Raw genomic sequence first — 23,180 nt, forward strand, 5'->3', positions numbered from 1 at the left:
ACATCATCGCGGGACTGCGGCTCGCAGAATGGCCTGTGGTGCGGGACGGAGTGTCCGGTTCGACCGGGTGCGCGCCGCAACCGGTCGGTGGCGAGGCACGGACCGCCTCGCCACCGGCGACGCTACAGGGCGCTGCCCTTCTTCCACTCCTTGAACGACAGCTGCCAGAAGCCCCAGCCGTTGTTCCACTCCAGCGCCCGGTTGGTGCCCTTGATGTCGACGATGTCGCCGCGCTGCGCGTTGTCGAAGAACCACTTGGCCTGGTCGGGCCGGGCGTTGATGCAGCCGTGGCTGACGTTGCGCCTGCCCTGGGCCCAGACGTTGTCCTTGGCGTGGACGTACTCGCCCGAGTTGGAGATCCGCACCGCGTGGTTGATCATTACGTCGTAGTAGCCGGGGTCGCCCTTCTTGCGGCCCGGCGAGATCATCCGGACCGGGTTGCCCCTCTCCATCGTCATGTGGATGCCGGACGTGGTGGTGTACTCCCGGGTGGTGGCCATGCCGGCGCTGATCCGCATGGTCTGCACCCTCTTGCCGTCCCGGTAGACGTACATCATGTGCGTCTTGGCGTTGATCTTGCTGATCTGCTGGGCGCCGATCTTGATCGAGGTGGTGTAGTCCTCGAGCCCGTACATGTCCTTGCCGCCCTGCACGCCGTTCAGGCGGGCGGTCACCTTCACCGTCTGGTGCGCGGGCCAGTACTTGGCGGTGCGGTAGATGACGGTCGTGTCGTTGATCCACCGCCACGCGCCCTCGACCGGCTTCTCGGCCTCGACCTCGAGCGCCCCCTCGACGGCGGCCTTGTCGGACACCGGGTTGTTGAAGGTGAGGATGATCGGCGCCCCCACGCCGACCTTCTCACCCTTCTGGTTCGGCGTCAGGTCGGCGACGTCGAGGACCACCGCGGGCTTGAGGGTCTTGAAGCTGGCCGCGGCGGTGGTCGTCCCGGCCTTGGCGGACACGCTGTAGGCGCTGGTGGGCCGCAGCGGCTCCTTGGAGACCCACTTGGTCTTGTCGGCGTTGAAGGAGCCTTCCACCCGCTTGCCGCCGCCCTCGACGACAACCTCGTCGAGGGCGCCACCCGAGGCCGTCACCACGACCTTCTTGTTGGGCTTCACCTTGGCGCTGCCCTCGGCCGGGCTGATCTTGATCTGCGGCGCGGGCGTCGCCGACGCGGGCGCGGGCGCGGATCCGCCGTCCGCGGTGGTCCCTCCGGTGACCGCCGAGCCGTTCGAGCACGACGCGGTCAGAGCCGCCGCCACAATGACCGCGACCCCGGCGGCAGCCTTCCGCCACGCTGGCGCAACGCTCAACACAACCCTCTCCCCCATACCAGCAAAGTGCACCCAAAAACCTTAATGGCCATATCCATTGGATGCTGCATCTTATGGGAGAGTTCATTCAAATTCGGACACATTGTGCTGTCAGCCGCTTGACAGCCTGTGCGTCAGTCCCGTGTGCCTCCTTCCCGCACCCTTGGTCCTGACGGCCTGCGCCAGCGCCCGCCGCGACCCCACGATGACCACCAGCTTCTTCGCCCTGGTGATGGCGGTGTAGAGCAGGTTGCGCTGCAACATCATCCACGCGCTGGTGGCCAGCGGGATCACCACGGCCGGGTACTCGCTGCCCTGCGACCGGTGGATCGAGACGGCGTAGGCATGGGCCAGCTCGTCGAGCTCGTCGAAGGAATAGTCGACGCTTTCCTCCTCATCAGTCAGGACTGTCAGCTTTTGATCGTCCAGCCTGATGTCGGTGACCACGCCGACCGTGCCGTTGAACACACCCGCCGCGCCCTTGTCATAGTTGTTGCGCAACTGGGTGACCTTGTCGCCGACCCTGAACACGCGCCCGCCGTACCGGCGCTCCGGCATGCCCTCGCGCGAGGGGGTCAGCGCCTCCTGCAGGGCGGCGTTGAGCGCGCCCGCCCCCGCCGCGCCCCGGTGCATGGGCGCCAGCACCTGCACGTCGCGGCGCGGGTTGAGGCCGAACTTGCGGGCGATCCGGCGCGCGACGACGTCGACGGTGAGCGCGGCGATCTCCTCGGGCTCCTCGCACGGGAACAGGAAGAAGTCCTTCATGCCCTCCAGGACGGGATGGCGGCCGGTGTTGACCCGGTGGGCGTTGACCACGACGCCCGACTCCTGCGCCTGGCGGAAGATCCGCGTCAGCCGTACCCGGGGGATGTCGTCGGCGGCCAGCAGGTCCTTGAGCACCTCGCCCGCGCCGACCGACGGGAGCTGGTCGACGTCGCCGACCAGCAGCAGGTGCGCGCCGGGGGCGATCGCCTTGACGAGCTTGTTGGCCAGCAGCAGGTCGAGCATCGACGCCTCGTCGACCACGACCAGGTCGGCGTCCAGGGGGTTGTCGCGGTCGAAGGTCGCCTCGCCGCCCGGCCGCAGCTGGAGCAGCCGGTGCACGGTGGTGGCCTCGTGACCGGTCAGCTCGGCCAGGCGCTTGGCCGCCCGGCCCGTCGGGGCGGCCAGGATGACCTTGGCCCGCTTCGCGCGGGCCAGCTGCACGATCGACCGGACGGTGAACGACTTGCCGCAGCCGGGCCCGCCGGTCAGCACCGCGACCTTCTCGGTGAGAGCCAGCCGGACGGCCTGGCGTTGCTCGGCGGCCAGCTCGGCCCCGCTCTGGCCGCGCAGCCAGTCCTCGGCCCTGACCCAGTCGACGTCGGCGAAGGCCTTCAGCCTGTCGCGGCCGGTGCGCAGCAGGCCGAGCAGGCTGCCGGCGAGCGACAGCTCCGCGCGGTGGAAGGGGACGAGGTAGACGGCCGGAACGAGGTTCTCGCCCGCCGGGATGTCCTCGCGGACCACGCCCTCCTCGGCGACCAGCTCGTCCAGGCACGTCCTGACCAGCTCGGCCGGCACGTCGAGGATCTTGACGGCGTCCGCGGCCAGGTTGGGCGCGGGCAGGTAGCAGTGACCGTCGTCGGCGGCCTGGGACAGCGTGTAGCGCAGCCCGGCCTTGACGCGTTCGGGGCTGTCGTGCGGGATCCCGACGGCCTGGGCGATGGTGTCGGCGGTCTTGAAGCCGATGCCCCAGACGTCGTCGGCCAGCTTGTACGGCTGGCTCCGGACGACCGAGATCGACGCCTCGCCGTACTGCTTGAAAATGCGGACCGCGATCGAGGTGGAGACGCCGACGCCCTGGAGGAAGATCATGACCTCCTTGATGATCTTCTGTTCCTCCCAGGCGATCGCGATCAGTTTGGTCCGCTTGGGCCCCAGCCCCGGCACCTCGACCAGGCGCTCGGGAGCGGTCTCGATGATGTCGAGGGTGTCGGTGCCGAAGTGGCCGACGATGCGCTCGGCCATCTTGGGACCGATGCCCTTGATCAGGCCCGATCCCAGGTAGCGCTGGATGCCCTGGATCGTGGCGGGCAGCACGGTGGTGTAGGACCACACCTCGAACTGCTTGCCGTAGCGCGGGTGGGAGGTCCACCTGCCGGTCAGCCGGAGCGACTCGCCGACCTGCGCGCCCAGCAACGGCCCCACCACGGTCAGCAACTCGGCGCCCGACCGCTCGGTGGCGACGCGGGCGATGGTGTAGCCGGTCTCCTCGCTGGCGAAGGTGATCCGTTCGAGGACCGCTTCCAGCGTCGTCGCGGGGGGACCGCCTGATCCAGCCGTCACGCCTACCTCTCTCCCGAGCTCTTCTGGCCAGGGTAGAGCAGCGGCGGCCGACTGTGATCAGCGGTGGACGGCCTGCGGGGACAGGCGCCGCACCAGAGGCCGGACGTACAGATGGGCCAGGATCGCCAGGCCGCCCAGCAGCAGCAGCGCCGTGAACATCCACTCCCCCGAGCCGTCCGGCCCGTAGACCCGGTTGGGCCGCCCGACGTCGATGGCCCTGGTCTCCGTGCCGGCACGGTGTGACTCCCGGTCGCTGTCGTACATCGCCACCTCGGCCCGGCGCACGGTGCCGTCGTCGGAGCGGAAGGTCCCGATCCAGCTGCAGCTCTCGTGTCCGGGATGCTGGACGCAGTAGAGGCGTTGCGCGGTGAACGTGCCAGGAAGACCGTCGGCCCGTGCCGCCCGGATGACATGACCGATGTTCGGGGTGGCGAGGTACAGCAGGAAAGCAGCGACGAGGGTCATCGCCACGGCGAAGGCCGAAGGCCGCTTGCCGGGCCGTCCGCTCGCCATCGTCATCGCCCGTAGGCGAGCGCGCAGCCGCACCGCATCCCGGCACGCTCGGACTCGCGGGGGCGCCGGTGCAGGAGCATCGCCACCACCATGGGCGCGAAGACGACGGCGTTGTAGAACAGGTGCAGCTCCACCCGGGGGACCAGCAGCTGGATGATGCTGGTGGGCACCGGCCTGCCCAGCAGGTTGTTGCCGGTCACCGCCTGCATGAGCAGGAGGAAGTGTTCCAGGTGGTGCCAGGTCTGGATGGCCAGCGCGATGTTCCACCAGGTGCGGGCGCGCCCGGTGAAGCCCTTGCGCAGCAGGAGGAAGCCGGCGAGCATCAGCAGCGCGTAGCCGTAGTGCATCCACTCCGACTTGACCAGCCAGGGGAACGGCACGCCGAGGACGCCGCGGGCTTCGGGGATCGGCCAGTCCAGGACGTAGATCTGGACCGCCTGGGCCAGGTGCTCGGCCCAGTGCGCCACCACGACGACCAGGAACAGGCCGAGGGCGGCCCGGTGGTAGCGACCGTTGAGCAGCGATGTTTGAACGGTGTCGGGGTGCGTCCAGGACTGGGCGGCCATGTGCGAACACCTCTTCCTCGGAACCTACGGCGTGACCTGCGCGCGTTCCAGACCGGCGCCTGCTGCGCGTGCGCTGAGCCCCCGAGCGCCGAATCCGCAAGGATCGTAGAACGGCGCATGCGTCGCGGCGACGGCGCTGACAGCTTTCCGTCAGCACGACCTTCTGGAGCGGTGCCGGCTGATCATCCTGACGTGGGCAGGGCGGGGGTTGACCCTCGGTAACCTTCCGCTCATGAGTGAAATGGGTCAGACGGCGGCCAGGGCGCTGCTGCGCAGGCTTGCCGTGGAGCAGGCGGAGTCGAGGGTGCCGTCGCTGGCGGCAGTGATCGTGCGGGACGGCCGGCCGGCCTGGTTCGGGGCCAGGGGCCAGGTCGGGGACGGTGCGCCCACCCCCGACACGCAGTACCGGATCGGCTCGATCACCAAGTCCATGGTCGGCGCCGTCGTAATGAGGTTGCGCGACGAGGGCCTGGTCGACCTGCTCGACCCGCTCGGCAAGCACGTGGAGGGCACGCCGTTCGAGCACGTCACGATCGCCCAGCTGCTCTCGCACACCGGCGGGCTGACGGCCGAGCCGCCGACGGAGTGGTGGGAGCGCACGCCCGGCCTGCCGTTCGACGAGCTGGCCGCACGGCTCGGCCCGGAGGGCTCGCGGCACCGGCCGGGCCGCCGCTTCCACTACTCCAACCTCGGGTTCGGCCTGCTGGGCGAGGTGGTGGCGCGCCATCGCGGCATGACGTGGCTGGAGGCGCTCCGCAGGGAGGTCCTGGAGCCGCTGGGGATGAACGACACCACCGCGCGGCCCCGGGCCCCGCACGCCACGGGCTACGCCGTGCACCCCTTCGCCGACGTGCTGCTGCCGGAGCCGGAGCACGACGCGGCCGCGATGGCCCCGGCGGGACAGCTGTGGTCGACGCCCGCCGACCTGGCCAGGTGGGCGGCGTTCCTGGCCGGCTCCACGCCGGGCGTGCTGGCGCCAGGGACGCTTGCCGAGATGCGCGAACCCGCCACCGTGGACGACGGTGACGCGTGGACCTCGGGGTATGGCCTGGGCCTGCAGCTGGCCAGGTCCGGCGGGCGGCGCCTGGCGGGCCACACCGGGTCGATGCCCGGCTTCCTGGCCACCGTGTGGTGCGATCCGGCCGACCAGGTCGGCGTGCTGTTCATGGCCAACACCACCTCGGGCGTGAGCCGTACGCTGGCGACCGAGCTGCTGGCCATCCTCGACGAGCACGAGCCGCGCCTGCCCGAGCCGTGGAAGCCGGTCGCCGCCGACCCCGGCCTGCTGGCGCTGACAGGGCTGTGGCACTGGGGTCCCACGCCGTACGTGCTGAGGCTGCTGCCCGAGCGCGGGCTGTCGCTGACGCCGGTGAACGGCCCGGGCCGGGCCTCGTGCTTCGTGGCCCGGCAGGACGGCACCTGGCTCGGCCTCGACGGCTACTACGCGGGTGAGGTGCTCAGGGTGGGCGACGGGTTCCTCGACCTGAACACCTTCATCTTCACGCGCGAGCCGTACCAGGACGGGACGCCGATCCCCGGCGGGCCCGGCCAGTGGGGCGCCCCCCGCTAGCGCGCATCGCCCGCCGCAGCGTGGCCCGCCGCATCTGCCATGGCACGAGGGCGATTCGCCACGCAGATGCGCGGGGAACCGGGTGTTCAGACTGGAATGTGCAAAGGTATGGTGATTACTTGTGACGACGTTCCGGATCAGCGAGGCGGCCGCCCTGCTCGGAGTCAGCGCCGACACCGTACGCCGGTGGGTCGACGCGGGCCGGCTGGCCGCCGAGCGCGACGAGAACGGCCATCGCCAGGTGAAGGGCGCCGACCTGGCGGCCTTCGCCCGCACCCAGATCGAGGCGGAGGACGGCACGGGCCACTCCTCGGCGCGCAACCGCTTCCGCGGCATCGTGACCGAGGTCATCAAGGACGCGGTGATGGCCCAGGTGGAGATCGCCGCGGGTCCCTTCCGGGTGGTGTCGCTGATGAGCCGCCAGTCCGCCGACGAGCTCGACCTGCGGGTGGGCGTGGTGGCGGTCGCCGTGATCAAGTCCACGAACGTCGTCGTGGAGATCCCCGACCACACTCGCACGGTGAGTCAGTAAGGAGTCCTTGGTGCTCAGGCGTCAATCCCGATGGGCCCTCGCCCTTCCCCTCGTCGTCGCCCTGGCGGGCCTGTCCGGCTGCGGGTCGACCGAAGCGGCCGCTCCGGCCGCCCCGGCCGCCACCGCCTCCGCGGCGGGCGGCGAGGCCGCGACGGTGACGGTGTTCGCCGCCGCGTCGCTGACCGGCACGTTCACCGAACTCGGCAAGACCTTCGAGGCCGCCCATCCGGGCACGACGGTGAAGTTCAACTTCGGCTCCAGCGCCACGCTGGCCCAGCAGATCACCGCTGGAGCGCCCGCCGACGTGTTCGCCGCCGCCAGCCCCGCCACGATGAAGACCGTCACCGACGCGGGGCTGGCGGGCGCGCCTGCCACGTTCGTGCGCAACAAGCTGGAGATCGCCGTCCCGGCCGACAACCCCGCCAAGGTCGACGACCTGAAGGACCTGACCGACGCCAAGGTCAAGGTCGCGCTGTGCGCCGAGCAGGTGCCGTGCGGCGCCGCGGCCGTCAAGGCGCTGGACGCGGCCGGGCTGAAGGTCACCCCGGTGACGCTCGAACAGGACGTGAAGGCCACGCTCACCAAGGTCGAGCTCGGCGAGGTCGACGCCGCCCTCGTCTACAAGACCGACGTGATCGCCTCCGGCGGCAAGGTGCGCGGCATCCCCTTCCCCGAGGCCGACAAGGCGATCAACGACTATCCGATCGCGGCGCTGTCCAAGGCGCCCGCGCCCGGCCCGGCCAAGCAGTTCGTCGACCTGGTGCTGTCGGCTGAGGGCAGGGGCGTGCTCACCAAGGCCGGATTCGAGGCGCCCTGACCCCGATGACCGCCACACCCACGGCACCCGCCCAGGGCACCGAGCGACGAGGCACCACCGGCCGCCTGCCCTGGCTGCTGGTGGTGCCCGCCCTCCTCGGTCTCGCCTTCCTGGTGCTGCCGCTGGCCGGCCTGCTGGTCCGAGCGCCGTGGGCGACGCTGCTGGACCGGCTGGCCGAGCCGCAGGTGCTGGAGGCGTTGCGGTTGTCGATGGTCACCTCGACGGTCGCCACGGCCGTCTGCCTGGTGTTCGGCGTGCCGCTGGCCTGGCTGCTGGCCAGGGTGTCCTTCCCCGGCCGGCGGCTGGTGCGCGCCCTGGTCACCGTGCCGCTGGTGCTGCCGCCCGTGGTCGGCGGCGTCGCGCTGCTGCTGGTGCTCGGCCGGCGCGGTCTGATCGGGCAGTGGCTCGACGCCACGTTCGGCATCACGCTGCCTTTCACCACGGCGGGCGTGGTGGTCGCCGAGGCGTTCGTGGCCATGCCGTTCCTGGTCATCAGCGTCGAGGGCGCGCTGCGCGCCACCGACCAGCGCTTCGAGGAGGCCGCGGCCACGCTCGGCGCCTCCCGGTGGACCACCTTCCGCCGCGTCACGCTGCCGCTGATCATGCCGGGCGTCGTGGCCGGCGCGGTGCTGTGCTGGGCCAGGGCCCTCGGCGAGTTCGGCGCCACCATCACCTTCGCCGGCAACTTCCCCGGCACCACCAGGACGATGCCGCTGGCGGTCTACCTGGCGCTGGAGAGCGAGCCTGAGGCGGCCATCGTGCTCAGCCTCGTCCTGCTCGCCGTCTCGGTGGTCATCCTGGCGAGCCTGCGCGACCGGTGGGTGAGCAGCCCATGACCCTGCGCGCCCGCCTGGTCGTCACCAGACCGGCCTTCGGCCTCGACGTCTCGCTGGAGGTCGCCGCCGGCGAGGTCGTCGCCCTGCTCGGGCCCAACGGCGCCGGCAAGACCACCGCGCTGCGCGCTCTGGCCGGCCTCACCGGGCTGTCGGCCGGCGGGCACATCACCCTCGACGATCAGCCGCTGCACGACATGGCCGTCGAGCAGCGCCCGATCGGCATGGTCTTCCAGGACTACCTGCTCTTCCCGCACCTGTCCGCGCTGGACAACGTCGCCTTCGGGCTGCGCTGCCGCGGCGCGGCCAAAACCGAGTCTCGCCGTAACGCACGCGACTGGCTGGAGCGCGTCGGCCTGGCCGCGCACGCCGCGGCCAGGCCCCGCCGGCTGTCCGGCGGCCAGGCCCAGCGCGTCGCCCTGGCCAGGGCGCTGGCCGTACGGCCCCGGCTGCTGCTGCTCGACGAGCCGCTCGCGGCGCTGGACGCGCACACCAAGCTGGAGATCCGCTCCCAGCTGCGTCACCACCTGGCCGGCTTCGACGGCGCCACCGTCCTGGTGACCCATGACCCGCTGGACGCGATGGTGCTGGCCGACCGGCTCGTGGTCATCGAGGACGGCGCGGTCGTCCAGGAGGGCACGTCCGCCGAGGTGGCCCGCAGGCCGCGGACCGACTACGTCGCCCGTCTGGTCGGGCTCAACTTCTACCGCGGCCTGGCCGGCGGGCACCAGGTCAAGGTCGGCGAGCTGGTGGTCAGCACCACCGAGCAGCTCGACGGACCCGCGTTCGTGGCCTTCCCGCCCGCCGCGGTCGCCCTCTACCGCTCGCGTCCCGACGGCAGCCCCCGCAACCTGTGGCAGGCGCGCATCGAGGGCATCGAACGGCACGGCGACAGCGTCCGCGTCCACCTCAACGGGCCGATCAGCGCGTTCGCCGACATCACCCCGGCCGCCGTGGCCGAACTCGACCTGACACCAGGGCAGAGCATCTGGGCGTCGGTCAAGGCCACGGAGACCCACGCCTACCCGGCATGAACGCCATCTGCCTGGGCGGGCCGTGTCACGGCCTCCTGACGCACACCGACCAGGAGGTCGGCACGCTGGTGATCCCGGTGCCGCGCCGGTCACCGTCGGAACCCGGCTCCTGTGCCCGCTACCTCATCACCAAGGAGCGGATGCGCTACGCGGGGCAGGCCGAGCCGTACATCGCGCTGCACTGGGCCGACGCGCCGGCCCCGCCCTGCGCCTGCGAGCCCTGAGACGGCCACGCCCGGCTCCGCGCGACCGGCGCAGGGTGTCGTCGAGCGGGCCTGGTCGGCGGTGAACGCGCTGCCCGGCGAGCTTCTCGAGAGGTTTCGCACGCCGGGCCCGTTCGGGCCCGGCGTCGAGGTGTTCGGCCCCGAGGTGGAGACCGGGAAGGACGCGTCCCCGCAGGACAGGCTGCCGCCTTCATCGGGCGTCAGGCTGAAGCCCGGCTCTTCACCGCCGGGTGAGGACGTCCAGGCAGTGCCGGTAGAACCGGTCGGGGTCCACGGTGACGGCGGCCTTGACCGGCCGCCCGCCGGGGTCGCGCACGGTGCGCCCCTGGCCGGCCCCCTCGGTGACGACGTCGCAGTGGACCGTCTCGAAGCCGCAGATGCCGGGTTCGGCCAGGTATGACGTGGTGAGGCTGTCCCAGCAGCAGTACGGCAGGCCGGTGGTCTCCAGCACGCCGAACGTCAACGCGAGCAGCGACCCGGCCAGATCGCTGAGCGGCTTGCCGTAGTGGCGGCCGAAGGCGTGGGTGAAGGCGGTGGTCACCGGCACCTGGTCGGTCACGTCCAAGGGGAAGAGCGTGATGGGCAGCGTCGAGTCGAAGACGCGCTTGGCGGCTTCGGGGTCCCAGTAGACGTTCCACTCCGCCGAGCCGTCGTGCCCCGGCTCGTCGACGTTGCCGGGAACGTCGAGGGCTCCGCCCATGAAGACCACCTCCTCGATCGTGGCCTCGACCTCCGGGTGGTGGTCGAGGCACCAGGCGAGGTTGGTGAGCGGGCCGGTGGCGAGGATGGTGACGGGCGCGTCGGCCTCCAGCAGCCACGCGGCCAGACGTTCGTGGGCGGGAAGCGCCCCGTCCCGCGACGTCGGCGGCGCGCTCCGGTTGAGCACGGGCAACGCGTCGGCGCGGAGGGCGTCGATGCGCCAGGCGAGCGGGAAGGGGTTGCGCCCTGTCAGTTCGCCGAGGGCCGTCGGCACCTGCGGCAGCCCGGCCAGCTCGAGGATCTTGCGGGTGGCCGACATGGCCGGCACGGGCAGGCAGTCAGCCGGTGTGACGGCGATCCCGCGCAGGTCGACCGTGTCGTACTGGGTGAGGAGAAGGAGCGACAGCAGGTCGTCGAGGGCGCCGTCGTGGTCGAAGAGCACCGGACGGCGGGTCGTCAGGTCAGTCACGGCGCCTCACCAGGTGGAAGGAGAAGTCGGTGCCCCGGTGGTAGTCCTCGGAGTAGAGCAACGGCTGCCCGCCGCTGTCGTGGTGGGTCTGCAGCAGCGCCAGCCAGGCCCCGCCTGACTCCTCGATGCCGACCCGTGCCGCCTGTTCGGCCGTCAGGGTGACGGCACGGACATGCGTCACCGCGTACGCGACGGTGTGGCCGTGCTCGGTGAGGGTCTGGAACAGCGAGCCGGTCCAGTCGACCTCGTCCAGCGGGCGCGAGATCAGCGATCGGGCGAAGAAGTCGATCGAATACAGCAGGACGTCGTGCTCGTGCCGGCGCAGCCGCTCCAGCCGTACGATCGCCTGCCCGGCCGGCAACCGCAGGGTCTCCCGCTGGTGGCTGTCGGGCTCCAGGACCGAGACGTCCAGGACCGCGTTGTCCCCCTGGTAGCCGCGGCTGGCGAGCATCTCGGTGACGCCTTCCAGGCGGGTCAGCGGGCGATCGAGGCTGGGCTGGGAGGTCAGGTAGCGCCCGTCGCCGTGGCGGGCCTGGATGAGTCCTTCCTGCTCGAGGAGTTTGAGGGCCTCGCGGAGGCTCGTCCGGCTCACGCTGAAGCGCGCGATGAGGTCGTTCTCGGAGGGCAGCCTGTCGCCGGGGCGCAACCCCTCCTCGACGACGAGTGTCCGGAGCCGGTCGCGCACCTGCACGGCCAGCGTCCGATGTCGCCGTGTCACATTCGATCTCCCTTCGTGGCCAACGATCACGCCGGTAGCCACCATGGTGCGAATTGAACAGACAAGTGTCAACACTTCTCATACAAGCCCTGGTGAAAGGCATCGTTCTCCTTCCAGGAATAAGTGGACGCCGCATCCACTTAGGCGTACCGCCGGCGACCCCGAGCGCGTACGGGAGCGGCTCCAGGGGTTGCTCGACGCCGGCGCCGACTCGCTCGGCCTGTGGCTGTTCCCGCCCGACCGCCTCACCGACCAGCTCCACCGGATCGCCGCGGACGTCCTCGGCCCGACCCGCTGACCGGACGGTGCCGTGCTCGCCCGGACGCCCGTTCGGAAAGGTGACGTGGGGGCATGGCCGATCCGTACAAGACCGCAGGCCGGCGGCCGGGAAGGATGGGGACATGGATATCGACAAGGTGAGAGCGTTCATGGCCGGTCACGCGCGGCTGCTGGACCGCCGCCGCTTCGAGCTGCTGGCCGGTACGGGCACGCCCGAGGCGACCCTGGCCGCGCTGGAGGGATACCGCAACGCCGACGGCGGCTACGGCTGGGGCCTGGAGCCGGACCTGCGCTCGCCGGAGAGCCAGCCGGGGGCGGCACTGCACGCCTTCGAGGTGTTCGAGGAGGCGCCGAGCCCGCGGGCCGCCCAGCTGTGCGACTGGCTGGAGACGGTGACGCGGCCCGACGGGGGGTTGCCGTTCGCGCTGCCGTTGACCGTCCCCGCCGCCACCGCGCCGTGGTGGCGGGACGCGGACACCACGACGTCGTCGCTGCAGATCACCGCGGTGACGGCGGCGGCCGCCTGGCGGGCGGCCGCCCGTGACGGCGCGGTGGGCGGGCACCCGTGGCTGGCCCGCGCCACCGCCTACTGCCTGGAGGCGATCGCGGCCCTGAAGGAGCAGCCGCACGCCTACGTGCTGGCGTTCGCCGTCCGCTTCCTCGACACCCGGCCCGAGCACGCCGACCTGCTCGACAAGCTGGCCGCGTTCATCCCGCCGGACGGCGAGCTGCGGGTCGAGGGCGGCACGGAGGAGGAGAAGCTGCGGCCGCTCGACTTCTCGCCCTACCCGGATCTGCCGTCGCGGCGGCTGTTCGCGAAGGAGGCGGTGGCGGCGGACCTGGACCGGCTGGCCGCGCTCCAGCAGGAGGACGGCGGCTGGACCGTCGACTACGCGACCGTCTCCCCCGCGGGCGCGCTGGAGTGGCGTGGGGCCACCACCGTCCACGCCATCGATGTCCTGCGCCGCAACGGGAGAATCTAGGCGGCGGCCACCGCCTCGGGGTGTGGCACGACGCGCCGCCGTACGGCGAGGCCGAAGGCCACGACGAGCAGCCCGCACGCCCCGGACAACGCGAAGGGGGCGGCCGGCCGCCACAGGTCGTACAGCCAGCCACCGACCCCGGAGATGACGAAGATCCCGATCGCGCCGCAGAGGACCTGCACGCCGAAGGAGGAGCCGCGGTAGCGGGCCGGCACCTGCTGGGCGAGCAGCGGCCCGGCCGTGGTGATGACGCCGATCTCGCCGAGGCCGATGAAGGCGGCCACCAGCATCATCCCCGGCCCGAGCGGGTCGCTGACCAGCAGGGTCGACAGGTAGGCGGCGGCGGCGACGGCCTGGGCGAGGATGACGACGTGCTGCCGCCGCATCCGGTCGCCGAGCCAGCCGAACAGCGGCGCGCCCACCACGATCACCGTGTAGGCGATGCCGACGACGGCGCCGCTCCTGGCCAGGGCCTCGGTGGCCGACATGCCTCGCACGGACGTGGCGTGGTCGGCGATCCACAGCGACAGGAAGCTCGCCACGAGGGCCAGATCGGCCCGCGCCACGAAGGAGGCGGCGTAGGACAGCGCCACGCCGGGGTCGCGGGCCAGTCTGACGCCCTCGGCGATCAGCCGCGTCAGCGGCACCCTGGGCGTCTCGGCCGCGCCCAGGGCCGGCGAGAGCGTGTGGCGCAGTGCCAGGGCGCCGAGCAGGACGAGCGCGGAGACGACCAGGAAGCCGGTCCTGGCGGCGGCGGTGGGCTCCATGCCGCCCTCCTCCAGCATGCTGGGCAGCCTGACCAGCACCAGCACGGCGATCATCGCGCCGATGCCGCTGAAGAGCCCGAGCCAGCCGTACGCCTTGCCGCGCGTGTGGTCGCGCACGTAGTCGGCCGTGATCGCGGACATGGTGACGTGCAGGGCGGCGATGCCGAGGGCGAACAGGACGCGCAGCGCGACGAGGACGGCCGTGTTGCCGGCGAACGGGTACAGCGCCGCGCCCGCCGCGCACAGCAGGAGCCCGGCGACCGCGACGGGTCGCCTGCCGATCCGGTCGGCCAGCGCGCCGTACCAGGTCAGGCTGAGGATCAGCGCCACCTCCGCGGCGATCTGCAGGTAGCCGGTGATCCTGCCGAGGTCGCCGGAGGACAGCCGCAGGACCTCGTTGAGGATGTACGGCTGGCCGGCCGGCAGGAAGGTGATGACGGCGGTGCCCAGGAACCCGAGCCCCATGCAGGCCCACAGGTTGGTCTTGCTGATGCCGGGCGTCGCGTCCAGACCTAACATGCGCACGATCATCGCAAGACAAGACGTAGATCGTCTAGGTTTGCCTCATGAGCAGTGAGCGGGTTCCTCCGGGTATCAGCGCAGTTGTCCCCAACGTGGCGCGGATGTACGACTACTACCTGGGCGGCAAGGACAACTTCGAGGTGGACCGGCGTGCCGCGGAGAAGGTCCTGGCGCTCATCCCCGAGGTCAGGGGCGATGCCCGCAACAGCAGGGCGTTCCTGCAGCGGGCGGTCCGCCACCTCAGGCAGTCGGGCGTCGACCAGTTCCTCGACATCGGCTCGGGCCTGCCGACCGCCGGCCATGTCCACGAGGTGATCGACGGCGCGGAGGTCGTCTACGTCGACAACGACCCGGTCGTCCTGACCCACTCCAGGGCCCTGCTCGGCCACTCCCCCGGCGTCACGGTCCAGGAGGGCGACCTGCGGGAGCCGGAGAAGGTCATGGCCGGAGCGGCGCAGGTGCTCGACCTCGAGCGGCCCGTCGCGCTCCTGGTGGTCTCCCTGCTGCACTTCATCACCGACGCGGAGGACCCGGGCGGCATCATCCGCCGGTACCGCGACCTGCTTCCCGCCGGCAGCCACCTGGTGCTGACGCACGTCGCGCCCGACACGATGCCGCAGAAGGCCGGCGAGGTCAGCGCCGTCTACCGGAACGCCTCCTCGCCGTTCACCACCCGGCGCCGCGACGTGTTCGAGAGCTTCCTGGAGGGGTTCGAACTGCTCGACCCCGGCATCGTCAACACCCGCGAGTGGCGTCCCGACGCGACCACCGACAGGTCGTCCGTCAAGGGCGACTACCACCTGTGCGCGGTGGCCGCCAAGCGCTCCTGACCCTCCGCCCGCCCTCCCGGCCGCGAGGTCGGCCCGCCTGACGGCGGACAGCCGAGACCCCCCGACCTCGCCGGCCCGGGCGAGCCGCCGCCCAGCGCGCGATGCCGTCAACGGTTGCGAGTAATGAGTTCTTTTCTCTTTACGAGTTTTCCCTGAGACCCTTCCAGGGCTTTGCTGGAAGCGTCCGACCAAATGAGCACGTGTTGACTGAAAATTTCTCCATGGGCGCACCTCACCGCTTTGGGCGCTGGTCCGTCCCCCAAGCCGACGAGCGAGCCTGAAAGCCGCCTGAGACGCCTGTCGAGATCCCTGAAAGCGCTTTCAGGAGGCCGTCATGGCTCGCTCACGTATCGTCTTCTCGCTGTCGCTCGTCGCGGCCATAGCGCTGGTGGCGCTGGTGATCGGAGTGGTGGGAGGCCGGGCGACGAGTTCGGCCGCTCAGGGGACCGGCGGAGGCGCGGGCGGGGCGGCGAGTGGCAAGAAGATCGACGTGGTCATCAAGGCGAGTGATTCCTCGTTCTGGCAGACCATGATCGCCGGGGCGAAACACGCGGGCGGCGACTTCGGCCTCAACGTGAGCACCTTCGGCCCCACGTCAGAGACGAACATCGACGAGCAGGTGCAACTGGTGGAGAACGCCATCTCCCGTGGCGTTGACGGGCTCGTGATCGCGCCCAACTCCTCCAGCGCCCTGAACTCGGCGATCGACCGGGCGCGCAAGGCGGGGCTCAAGGTCATCACCGTGGACAGCCGCGTGACCACCGCCTCGGAGGGCTTCATCGGCACCGACAACGTCAAGGCCGGGATGCAGGCAGGCAAGCGCATGTGCGACCTGCTCAAGGCGCTGAACAAGACGAGCGGCGGCGTCATGATCGAATCGTCCGTGGCCGGCATCCAGTCACTGGTCGCCAGGGACGCCGGCTTCAAGCAGGGCCTCGCGCTCAACTGCCCGCAGGTCAAGGTGGTCCTGCAGCGCTTCAACAACAACGACATCAACACCGCGGCGTCGCAGGTCAACGACGCGCTCACCGCCAACCCTGACCTGGCGGGCGTGTTCGCGGACAACAACACCTCGGGAGTCGGCGCGGCGCGGGCGATCCAGGACAACAAGGTGGCTGACACCGTCCCCGTCGTGGCGTTCGACTCCGACCCGCAGGAGAATGCCGCGCTGGCCGCCGGCACCATCGACGCGCTGGTGGTCCAGAACCCCTACTTCTTCGGTTACCAGGGCGTTCTGGGGGCCGCAATGGCCACGGTCGGTCGCATCCCGCCGCGTGACATCGACCCCGGCGCCGTCGTGGCCGACAAGGAGAACATGAACGAGCCGGATGTGAAGCAGTTGCTCAATCCGCCGACGATGAAGGCGGAATGACGATGGAACCCGTCGTCGAGCTACGTGATGTCTCCAAGGCCTTCGGGCCCGTGCAGGCGCTCAGCAACGTCTCACTCCGTCTCGTTCCCGGCCAGGTGAACTGCCTCGCCGGGGAGAACGGCGCGGGGAAGTCGACCCTGATCCGGGTGCTGACGGGCGCGCTGCGCCGCGACAGCGGCACCTACGAGATCGACGGTCAACCGGTCACCACGCCGACCCCCGCGCACATGCGGACGGCCGGCATTCAGGCCGTCTACCAGGAGCTCAGCCTGCTCCCGCACCTGTCGGTCGAGGAGAACCTCTTCATGGGACGTCTTCCCGCGCGCAAGGGGATCATCGCCAGGACCCGGTTGCGGTCCCATGCCAGGAAGGCGCTCGACGAGGTCGGACTGACCGACATCAGCCCCGCCACGATCGTGGAACGGCTCCCCGCGGCCACGCGCCAGCTCGTGGAGATCGCCAAGGTGCTGACCGCCGACTCCGTCAAGGTGATCGTGTTCGACGAGCCGACCACAGCGCTGACCGAGGCGGAGTCGGAGCGACTCCTGCAGCACATCAGGCGGCTACGCGAGCGCGACATCGCGATGCTCTACGTGACCCACCGGCTGGAGGAGATGTTCGAGATCGGCGACTGGGTGACCGTACTGCGGGACGGGGGCCTGTCCGAGGAAGGGCCGATCAGCAACTACGACGAGGACCGCCTGATCACCGCGATGGTCGGCAGGGAGATCAGCTCGCTCTACCCGGAGACCCACCGGCACGCGGGAACGCCCGCGCTGCGGGTCAGGGGACTGCGCCGCTTCGAGAACTCACCGGCCATCGACCTCCACGTCGGATCAGGAGAGATCCTCGGCATCGGAGGGCTGCTGGGGTCAGGGCGCAGCGGGTTGTTGCTGTCCATCTTCGGGGCGTCCCCCATCGTGGCCGGTGAGGTGGAGGTCGCGGGCAAGTCCGTGAAACCGTCCGGACCGCGCACGATGATGAGCGCCGGGGTAGGACTGCTGACCGAGGACCGCAAGGTGCTGGGGCTGCTGCCGCAGCTGTCGATCAGGGAGAACGTCACCATCGCCAGCCTGCGCGCCGGCTCCCGGCGCGGTCTCCTGCCCGGTCGTGAGCAGGTCGAGGAGGCCGACCGGCTGCTCGACAGCCTGCGGCTGCGGGCCGGATCCTACGCCCAGCCGGTGTCGACGCTGTCCGGCGGCAACCAGCAGAAGGTGCTGCTCGCCCGATGGCTGCTCACCAAGCCGAAAGTACTGATGTTCGACGAGCCCACGAAGGGCATCGACGTCGGGGCCAAGGGCGAGCTGTACACGATCATCGGCGACCTGGCCGCGAAGGGGTTGGGGATCATCGTGGTCTCGTCGTACCTTCCGGAGCTGCTGGGGCTCGCGGATCGCATCCTCGTGCTGCGCGACGGGGCGGTCGCGGGTGAGCTTCCCGGCTCCGCCACCGAGGAGGACGTGCTCCACCTGGCAAGCGGTACCGCAGGCGCCGAGACGCCGCCGACCCGAGAGCCCACGGTGGCCCCGGGCGTGACTCCACCGACTCAGGAGGAGTGAGCCGAAATGCCGAAGCTGATCTGGCGTGAGCCGATCGAGACCACGACGATCGTCAACAGGCCGCCCGGGGGTGCGGAACCCGGGCTGGCGACGGTGCCGAAGGCCAGGGAGGCGCCCGAGCAGCCGGCCGAGCCCCGGCGACGGGTCGTCACGCTGGGCGACATCGCAGGACGCGAGAGCGGCGGCCTCGTCGTGCTGCTCGTGGCGGTCGGCGCCCTCACGCTCGCCAGCGACGAGTTCCTCACCGCCAACAACCTGGCCAACCTCGCCCGGCAGGTCGCGATCTTCGGGATCATCGCGGTCGGCGAGCTCCTGGTCATCCTGACCGCCGGGATCGACCTGTCGGTCGGGTCGGTCCTGGGCCTGACCGGCGCCACCACCGCGCAGCTCCTGGTCGCCGGCATGCCGATCCTGCCGTCGATCCTGCTCGGCGTGGGGATCGGCACCGCTCTCGGGATCGTCAACGGTCTGCTGGTGACCCGTGCCCTGCTGCCACCGTTCATCGCGACCCTGGGCATGCTCGGCATCGCCCGTGGAATGGTGCTGCTCAGCACCGACGCCCAGACCATCCAGGGCGTGCCGGAGTCGTTCCAGGCGATCGCCAACGGCACCGTCCTGGGCATTCCCAACCTTCTCATCATCGCCCTCGCGGTCACCGCCGTGATGTGGTTCGTGCTCACCCGGACGGTCTTCGGCCGCTACATCTACGCCGTCGGCTCGAACCCCGAGTCGGCCCGCCTCGCGGGTGTGCCCGTGCGCCTGGTGACGGTCTCGGTCTACATGATCTCAGGCATGCTGGCCGGTCTCGGCGGGGTGCTGCTCGCCTCCCGGCTGGGAGCGGGCATCCCCACCGCGGGCACGGGCTTCGAGCTGAGCGCGATCGCCGCCTGTGTCATCGGCGGCGCGAGCCTGTTCGGCGCGAAGGGCAGCGCCATCGGCGCCTTCACCGGAGCACTGATCATGGGCGTGCTCAACAACGGTGGCAACCTGCTGGCGATCAACGCCTTCTACCTCCAGATCGCCATCGGTGTGCTCATCCTGGTCGCGGTCGGGTTCGACCAGCTGAACACCAGGCGGTCGGCGACCAGCGGCGGTTGACGACGGCCTGCGCTCCCGGTCGGCGGTCAGCGGGCGCCGGCGGCATAGCGCTGGCCGGATGGCGACTGCGCCGAACCGACACCATCAAGGCCTGAAAAGCAGCCCCCTCCGCGGCACGGCCTGCCGTACGGAACGGGCTGCTGTCGCCGACCGGCATGACCGGGGCGGGCACGACTGACTTGCCGGAACGAACGCCGGCGTCCCCGCGTGCCCCGCTCCGGTCACCCCTGCCGACCTCCCCGGACCGGCTTGGGGTCAGGCGCCGACGCTCTGGTAGTGGCGCAGCTGCCCCGCCCAGATCCGGTAGGCCACCGCGAACAGCGCGACGCCCAGCAGGGGGCTGGCGTAGGCCAGCGGCACGACGGCCTTGCCCAGCACGACGGTCGCCGGCACGTACGCGACGAACGCGACCGGCAGCACGAACGTCAGCACCCACTGGGTGACGCCGCCGAAGACGCTCATCGGATAGGAGCCGAACCGGCTGAAGACGTCGTCGACGAAGACCCGCAGCGCGAAGGTGTCGAGCATCCGCAGCGCCGTCGACGACAGGGCGAGGAAGAAGGCCGCCTCCACCAGCGCGCCGCCGACGACGGCGGCCGCGCAGAAGGCGAGGAGGCCGGGCGTCCAGGCGATGCCGGCGGCACCACCCGCGACGGCCAGCAGGACGACGCCGACCAGCAGGTCACCGAGCTGGCCCACCCCCATCCGCTTGGCCATCACCTGGACGAGCGGGTTGAGCGGGCGCAGCAGGATCCTGTCGAACTCGCCCTCGCGGACCAGCCAGTCGATGCCGATGAGGCTGCTGAGCGGCAGCATGCACAGCGCGTGGGCGGTCAGGCGCATGCCGTACAGGAAGGCGATCTGGGGCAGGCTCCAGCCGGCCATGCTGGGGAAGGTGTGCATGATCACCCAGATGAAGGCGAAGCCGCTGCCCTGGTAGACCGCGCCGGTGAGGATGCCGATGACGGTGTTGAGCCGGTACTGCATGGCGCCGCGCATGGCGGCGCGCTGTAGCCGCCAGTACAGGCGCAGCGCGCGGGTGAGCTCAGCCACCGTTGATCACCACCCTGCGGTGCGCGAGCCGCCACAGCGCCCACAGCAGCGCCCACAGCGCCGCGATCCACGCCAGCTCCACCAGCAGCGCGCGGGCGATCTCGGCGGAGGACAGCCGGCCGACGTAGATGGCGGCCGGGACGTAACCCAGGTACTTGAACGGCAGCGCGTCCGCCAGCACGCCCAGCGCCCCGGGGAAGAACGACAGCGGGACCATCGTGCCCGCGAAGAACTGGCTGACCAGGCGATACAGCAACGAGATCGCGCCGGTCTCCATCGTCCAGAAGCCGATCAGGCAAATCAGCAGCGCCATGAGCAGGCCGATGACGTACCCGAGGGCCAAGGCCACCGCGTACGGCAGCGCGTGCGAGGTGGAGGTGATCGAGCCGACCAGCAGCACCACCGGCACGACCGGGGAGAGCAGCAGCAACGCGCCCGCGGTGTGGCCGGCCTGGAAGGCGGCCATCTGCGGAAGGTAGCCGACGGGCCTGGCCAGGTCGAAGAACACCGTGCCGGTGCGGATCCGGAAGTGGGCGAGGCGCGTGATGACCGGCATGGTGGCGAATGTCTGCAGGTTGGCCAGGGTGAGGTAGGCCAGCAGCTGCTCCAGCGTGAGGTCGGCGGCCTGCCTGCGCTCGCCGTACACCGCGGTCCACACCATCCGCAGCAGGAACACCTGCGCGATCAGCGTCAGCGACGTCAGGACGACCTCGCTGCGATAGGCGAACTGGAAGCGCAGGCCGATGCGGGCCATGCCGCGTAAGGACCGGATCATGCGGCGTAGATCCTCTTGATCACGCTCTCCAGGTCGGGCTCCTCGATCGACAGGTCGCGGACGGCGTGGTTGGCCAGCAGGTCGGGGACCTTCAGTCCCTCGGTGAGCTCGTAGGTGTGGCTGCCGTCGTCGGTGTGCACCACCAGCCTGCGGGGTGGCGCGTAGGCGCCGACCAGGTCCTCGATGCCGCCGTCGTAGAGCACCCGGCCCTTGTCGATGAGGATGATCCGCTTGCACAGCGCCTCGACGTCGGCCAGGTCGTGCGTGGTCAGCAGCACGGTGGTGCGGCCGGCCCGGTTGGTGTCGAGGATGAACTCGCGTACGGCCTGCTTGGCCAGCACGTCGAGCCCGACGGTCGGCTCGTCGAGGTAGAGGATGGGCGGCTCGTACAGCATGGCGGCGGCCAGGTCGCCGCGCATGCGCTGGCCCAGGCTGAGCTGGCGGACCGGGGTGGCCAGGAAGTCGTCGAGCCCGAGCAGGTCGCGCATCCTCTTCATCGACGCGGTGAAGCGCGCGGCCGGCACGTCGTACAGGTCGCCGACCAGGCGCAGCGACTCGACCAGCGGCAGGTCCCACCACAGCTGGCTGCGCTGGCCGAAGACCACGCCGACGGCCCGGGCGTTGGCGTGGCGGTCGCGCCACGGCACCCGGCCGGCGACCTCGACGACGCCGCTGGTGGGGGTGAGGATCCCGGTCAGCATCTTGACGGTGGTGGACTTCCCGGCGCCGTTGGGGCCCAGGTAGCCGACGACCTCGCCCTCGGCGATGTCGAAGCTGATGTCGTCGACGGCGGTGCGCTCGTCGTACTGGCGGGTCACCAGCGTGCGGAGGGCGCCGAAGGGTCCACCGAACGTGCGCGGGCGACGGAAGATCTTGGTCAACTTCTCGACGCGGATCACCCGTCAATTTCTTTCAGACGTGCGCGGCACTCGGCAAATTACTTTCTGTGCGCGTCGCCGTTTATGGTTGCAGGGTAACGTTGCGGCAAACGACTTCGAGGCGTCTGGTGTCTGATCTTGCATGGGTGGAGCGGATCCGAGCGGATTTCGCGCATTGGGTGCTCGCACTGCCCGCCGAACATCCCGGCGTGGGCGCGCTCCTCGACCAGCACGTCGCCGCCGTACGGCACGCCATCCGCTCCATCGGCGAGCAGGTGGGCCACACGGCACTGCTCAGCTACCTGATCGGCTTCTGGGACGGCGCGCACGAGAAGGGGTGGCGGGCCCCCGAGCCCGGCCACCCTCTCGACTTCGCCACGCTGCGGATGAGCGCGGTGTGCCTGATGCTCTCCCCCGCGACCTGACGCTTCTCCGTCCACCTCGTCGGGAGGGCGCGGGCACCGGCTCACCTCGGCGGCGGCTCACCGGGGCCTGGCCGGTAACCGCCGGCCTCACCAGGGCGTGACTGGTAACCGCCGGCCTCGCCCGGCCGTGGCGGCGGGTAACCGCCGGCCTCGCCGGGGCGGGACTCGTAGCCCCCGGCCTCGCCCGGACGTGACTGGTAGCCGCCGCCCTGTGCCGGCTGGGCCGATCCCGGCGCTCCGGCCCGCGCCGGGGCCGGAGCGGTCGCGGGTGCCTCCGCCCCCGCCATGGCGTCCCGGCGTCCGCGGTCGTAGGCCGCCGTCTCGGTGCGGATGGCGTTGGTCTCCGCCTCGGCCCTGCTCAGCCACGCCTCCCAGCGCTGCTGCATGGGCTTGACCAAGCCGCCGCCGAGGCCGACGATCAGGACGCCGGCCACCGCCGCCAGGAACGCGATCAGCACCGGCATGGTGACCGTGGTGGCGATCTCGATCTGGTTGAGCGCGGCGATCACGCCGAGGGCGATGATGAACACCTGCGCGATCGTGGCGAGCAGCCTGCCGTACGACAGGCCGCCCAGCGCGGCGCTGACGACGTCCTTGACCGCGCTGGCGATCGCCGTGGCCACGACGATGATGATGATCGCGACCGCGGCCTTGGGCAGCCAGGCCACCACGCCGCCGAGGAGCGCGCTGATCGGGTTCGGCCCGAACACCGAGAACGAGATCTGCAACGTGATCAGCAGCACCGCGTAGTACACGAGCTTGGCGATGAGGTCCGACGCGTCGTAGCGGCTGCGTTCCATCATCCGGCCGACGCCGCCGCGCTCGACCCAGCGGTCGAACCCGATGCGCGTCAGGCCCTTGTCGACGATCTTGTACAGCAGCTTGGCGATAACCCAGCCGACCAGCAGGATCACCAGGAACGCGACGAACTTGGGAACGAAGGTGGCGGTCGCCGTCCAGGCGTCGATCAGCCCTCTTCTCCAATCGTCAGGATTCATGGCTCAGGTTCCCCCCTCCAGCCTTGTT

The 23,180-nt window shown here is 70.7% G+C and carries 23 protein-coding genes; 12 read left to right on the top strand and 11 right to left on the bottom strand.

The annotated features are described in order from the left end of the window. Positions 1-122: 122 nt before the first annotated feature. The 4 genes from ABZX22_RS36360 to ABZX22_RS36375 all read right to left on the bottom strand — a co-directional run bounded on the left by ABZX22_RS36360 (position 123) and on the right by ABZX22_RS36375 (position 4,717). A complete protein-coding gene (locus ABZX22_RS36360; RefSeq protein ID WP_354918642.1) occupies positions 123-1,316 on the bottom strand; it encodes an Ig-like domain-containing protein in 1,194 nt (397 codons plus the stop codon). Between the two features lie 108 nt (positions 1,317-1,424). Then, complete coding sequence (locus tag ABZX22_RS36365) at positions 1,425-3,638, bottom strand: ATP-dependent RecD-like DNA helicase (RefSeq protein WP_354918645.1); 2,214 nt, start codon at positions 3,636-3,638, stop codon at positions 1,425-1,427. Between the two features lie 57 nt (positions 3,639-3,695). Then, positions 3,696-4,157 (bottom strand): hypothetical protein, encoded by a 462-nt coding sequence (locus ABZX22_RS36370; RefSeq protein WP_354918647.1) that lies wholly within the window; start codon positions 4,155-4,157, stop codon positions 3,696-3,698. Continuing rightward, the gene (locus tag ABZX22_RS36375; protein WP_354918650.1) at positions 4,154-4,717 is read right to left on the bottom strand and encodes a hypothetical protein; all 564 of its coding nucleotides are present in this window, start codon (positions 4,715-4,717) and stop codon (positions 4,154-4,156) included. The genes ABZX22_RS36370 and ABZX22_RS36375 overlap by 4 nt, the downstream gene beginning before the upstream one ends. A gap of 232 nt (positions 4,718-4,949) precedes the next feature. On the opposite strand from ABZX22_RS36375, the gene ABZX22_RS36380 reads away from it, so the two are divergent. The 6 genes from ABZX22_RS36380 to ABZX22_RS36405 all read left to right on the top strand — a co-directional run bounded on the left by ABZX22_RS36380 (position 4,950) and on the right by ABZX22_RS36405 (position 9,727). Then, on the top strand, positions 4,950-6,287 hold the full coding sequence (locus ABZX22_RS36380; RefSeq protein ID WP_354918653.1) for a serine hydrolase domain-containing protein: 1,338 nt from the start codon (positions 4,950-4,952) through the stop codon (positions 6,285-6,287). Between the two features lie 121 nt (positions 6,288-6,408). Continuing rightward, positions 6,409-6,819, top strand: coding sequence for a helix-turn-helix transcriptional regulator (locus tag ABZX22_RS36385; RefSeq protein WP_354918656.1), 411 nt, complete (start codon positions 6,409-6,411; stop codon positions 6,817-6,819). Between the two features lie 7 nt (positions 6,820-6,826). After that, positions 6,827-7,636: a molybdate ABC transporter substrate-binding protein gene (modA, locus tag ABZX22_RS36390; RefSeq protein WP_354918659.1), complete on the top strand. Its 810-nt coding sequence runs from the start codon at positions 6,827-6,829 to the stop codon at positions 7,634-7,636. A gap of 5 nt (positions 7,637-7,641) precedes the next feature. Then, positions 7,642-8,472 (top strand): ABC transporter permease, encoded by an 831-nt coding sequence (locus tag ABZX22_RS36395; RefSeq protein ID WP_354918662.1) that lies wholly within the window; start codon positions 7,642-7,644, stop codon positions 8,470-8,472. Next, a complete protein-coding gene (locus tag ABZX22_RS36400) occupies positions 8,469-9,503 on the top strand; it encodes an ABC transporter ATP-binding protein (RefSeq protein WP_354918665.1) in 1,035 nt (344 codons plus the stop codon). Before ABZX22_RS36395 ends, ABZX22_RS36400 begins: the two co-directional genes overlap by 4 nt. Then, positions 9,500-9,727, top strand: a complete 228-nt coding sequence (locus ABZX22_RS36405) for a hypothetical protein (protein ID WP_354918668.1) — start codon at positions 9,500-9,502, stop codon at positions 9,725-9,727. Before ABZX22_RS36400 ends, ABZX22_RS36405 begins: the two co-directional genes overlap by 4 nt. Positions 9,728-9,947: 220 nt before the next feature. On the opposite strand, the gene ABZX22_RS36410 is transcribed toward ABZX22_RS36405, so the two are convergent. Then, positions 9,948-10,895 carry a nucleoside hydrolase gene (locus ABZX22_RS36410; protein ID WP_354918671.1) on the bottom strand — a complete coding sequence of 316 codons (948 nt, stop codon included), beginning with the start codon at positions 10,893-10,895 and terminating at the stop codon, positions 9,948-9,950. Beyond that, positions 10,888-11,613 carry a GntR family transcriptional regulator gene (locus ABZX22_RS36415; protein ID WP_354918674.1) on the bottom strand — a complete coding sequence of 242 codons (726 nt, stop codon included), beginning with the start codon at positions 11,611-11,613 and terminating at the stop codon, positions 10,888-10,890. The genes ABZX22_RS36410 and ABZX22_RS36415 overlap by 8 nt, the downstream gene beginning before the upstream one ends. 401 nt (positions 11,614-12,014) lie before the next feature. Between ABZX22_RS36415 and ABZX22_RS36420 the strand changes: the two genes are divergently transcribed. Continuing rightward, complete coding sequence (locus ABZX22_RS36420; RefSeq protein WP_354918677.1) at positions 12,015-12,875, top strand: hypothetical protein; 861 nt, start codon at positions 12,015-12,017, stop codon at positions 12,873-12,875. Here the strand turns inward: ABZX22_RS36420 and ABZX22_RS36425 are convergent. Next, a complete protein-coding gene (locus ABZX22_RS36425) occupies positions 12,872-14,161 on the bottom strand; it encodes an MFS transporter (RefSeq protein ID WP_354918680.1) in 1,290 nt (429 codons plus the stop codon). The genes ABZX22_RS36420 and ABZX22_RS36425 overlap by 4 nt on opposite strands. 47 nt (positions 14,162-14,208) lie before the next feature. Here ABZX22_RS36425 and ABZX22_RS36430 point away from each other — a divergent pair, with 47 nt between their 5' ends. The 4 genes from ABZX22_RS36430 to ABZX22_RS36445 all read left to right on the top strand — a co-directional run bounded on the left by ABZX22_RS36430 (position 14,209) and on the right by ABZX22_RS36445 (position 19,023). Beyond that, a complete protein-coding gene (locus ABZX22_RS36430; protein ID WP_354918683.1) occupies positions 14,209-14,994 on the top strand; it encodes an SAM-dependent methyltransferase in 786 nt (261 codons plus the stop codon). Between the two features lie 334 nt (positions 14,995-15,328). Continuing rightward, a complete protein-coding gene (locus tag ABZX22_RS36435) occupies positions 15,329-16,366 on the top strand; it encodes an ABC transporter substrate-binding protein (protein ID WP_354918686.1) in 1,038 nt (345 codons plus the stop codon). After that, positions 16,363-17,925 (top strand): sugar ABC transporter ATP-binding protein, encoded by a 1,563-nt coding sequence (locus ABZX22_RS36440; RefSeq protein ID WP_354918689.1) that lies wholly within the window; start codon positions 16,363-16,365, stop codon positions 17,923-17,925. Before ABZX22_RS36435 ends, ABZX22_RS36440 begins: the two co-directional genes overlap by 4 nt. 6 nt (positions 17,926-17,931) lie before the next feature. Beyond that, positions 17,932-19,023 (top strand): ABC transporter permease, encoded by a 1,092-nt coding sequence (locus ABZX22_RS36445; RefSeq protein WP_354918692.1) that lies wholly within the window; start codon positions 17,932-17,934, stop codon positions 19,021-19,023. A 255-nt stretch (positions 19,024-19,278) separates the two neighbouring features. Here the strand turns inward: ABZX22_RS36445 and ABZX22_RS36450 are convergent, their stop codons facing one another. The 3 genes from ABZX22_RS36450 to ABZX22_RS36460 are packed head-to-tail and all read right to left on the bottom strand — an operon-like array spanning position 19,279 to position 21,750. Continuing rightward, a complete protein-coding gene (locus ABZX22_RS36450; RefSeq protein ID WP_354918695.1) occupies positions 19,279-20,076 on the bottom strand; it encodes an ABC-2 family transporter protein in 798 nt (265 codons plus the stop codon). Then, complete coding sequence (locus tag ABZX22_RS36455) at positions 20,069-20,851, bottom strand: ABC-2 family transporter protein (RefSeq protein ID WP_354918698.1); 783 nt, start codon at positions 20,849-20,851, stop codon at positions 20,069-20,071. The genes ABZX22_RS36450 and ABZX22_RS36455 overlap by 8 nt, the downstream gene beginning before the upstream one ends. Beyond that, a complete protein-coding gene (locus tag ABZX22_RS36460) occupies positions 20,848-21,750 on the bottom strand; it encodes an ATP-binding cassette domain-containing protein (RefSeq protein ID WP_354918701.1) in 903 nt (300 codons plus the stop codon). Before ABZX22_RS36460 ends, ABZX22_RS36455 begins: the two co-directional genes overlap by 4 nt. Before the next feature lie 125 nt (positions 21,751-21,875). Between ABZX22_RS36460 and ABZX22_RS36465 the strand changes: the two genes are divergently transcribed. Beyond that, positions 21,876-22,154, top strand: coding sequence for a DUF6401 family natural product biosynthesis protein (locus ABZX22_RS36465; protein WP_354918704.1), 279 nt, complete (start codon positions 21,876-21,878; stop codon positions 22,152-22,154). Between the two features lie 41 nt (positions 22,155-22,195). Here the strand turns inward: ABZX22_RS36465 and ABZX22_RS36470 are convergent, their stop codons facing one another. Then, positions 22,196-23,152 carry a hypothetical protein gene (locus ABZX22_RS36470; protein WP_354918707.1) on the bottom strand — a complete coding sequence of 319 codons (957 nt, stop codon included), beginning with the start codon at positions 23,150-23,152 and terminating at the stop codon, positions 22,196-22,198. Positions 23,153-23,180 lie beyond the last annotated feature (28 nt).

The organism is Nonomuraea sp. NPDC003804, assembly GCF_040610675.1.
Classification (GTDB): domain Bacteria; phylum Actinomycetota; class Actinomycetes; order Streptosporangiales; family Streptosporangiaceae; genus Nonomuraea.

Bases quoted from the DNA above. Each gene is read 5' to 3' on its own strand.
- ABZX22_RS36395 (WP_354918662.1), top strand. From the start codon at position 7,642: ATGACCGCCACACCCACGGCACCCGCCCAGGGCACCGAGCGACGAGGC.
- ABZX22_RS36420 (WP_354918677.1), top strand. From the start codon at position 12,015: ATGGATATCGACAAGGTGAGAGCGTTCATGGCCGGTCACGCGCGGCTG.
- ABZX22_RS36445 (WP_354918692.1), top strand. From the start codon at position 17,932: ATGCCGAAGCTGATCTGGCGTGAGCCGATCGAGACCACGACGATCGTC.
- ABZX22_RS36430 (WP_354918683.1), top strand. From the start codon at position 14,209: ATGAGCAGTGAGCGGGTTCCTCCGGGTATCAGCGCAGTTGTCCCCAAC.
- ABZX22_RS36375 (WP_354918650.1), bottom strand. From the start codon at position 4,717: ATGGCCGCCCAGTCCTGGACGCACCCCGACACCGTTCAAACATCGCTG.
- ABZX22_RS36405 (WP_354918668.1), top strand. From the start codon at position 9,500: ATGAACGCCATCTGCCTGGGCGGGCCGTGTCACGGCCTCCTGACGCAC.
- ABZX22_RS36470 (WP_354918707.1), bottom strand. From the start codon at position 23,152: ATGAATCCTGACGATTGGAGAAGAGGGCTGATCGACGCCTGGACGGCG.
- ABZX22_RS36425 (WP_354918680.1), bottom strand. From the start codon at position 14,161: ATGTTAGGTCTGGACGCGACGCCCGGCATCAGCAAGACCAACCTGTGG.
- ABZX22_RS36380 (WP_354918653.1), top strand. From the start codon at position 4,950: ATGAGTGAAATGGGTCAGACGGCGGCCAGGGCGCTGCTGCGCAGGCTT.
- ABZX22_RS36400 (WP_354918665.1), top strand. From the start codon at position 8,469: ATGACCCTGCGCGCCCGCCTGGTCGTCACCAGACCGGCCTTCGGCCTC.
- ABZX22_RS36435 (WP_354918686.1), top strand. From the start codon at position 15,329: ATGGCTCGCTCACGTATCGTCTTCTCGCTGTCGCTCGTCGCGGCCATA.
- ABZX22_RS36440 (WP_354918689.1), top strand. From the start codon at position 16,363: ATGACGATGGAACCCGTCGTCGAGCTACGTGATGTCTCCAAGGCCTTC.
- ABZX22_RS36370 (WP_354918647.1), bottom strand. From the start codon at position 4,157: ATGACGATGGCGAGCGGACGGCCCGGCAAGCGGCCTTCGGCCTTCGCC.
- ABZX22_RS36455 (WP_354918698.1), bottom strand. From the start codon at position 20,851: ATGATCCGGTCCTTACGCGGCATGGCCCGCATCGGCCTGCGCTTCCAG.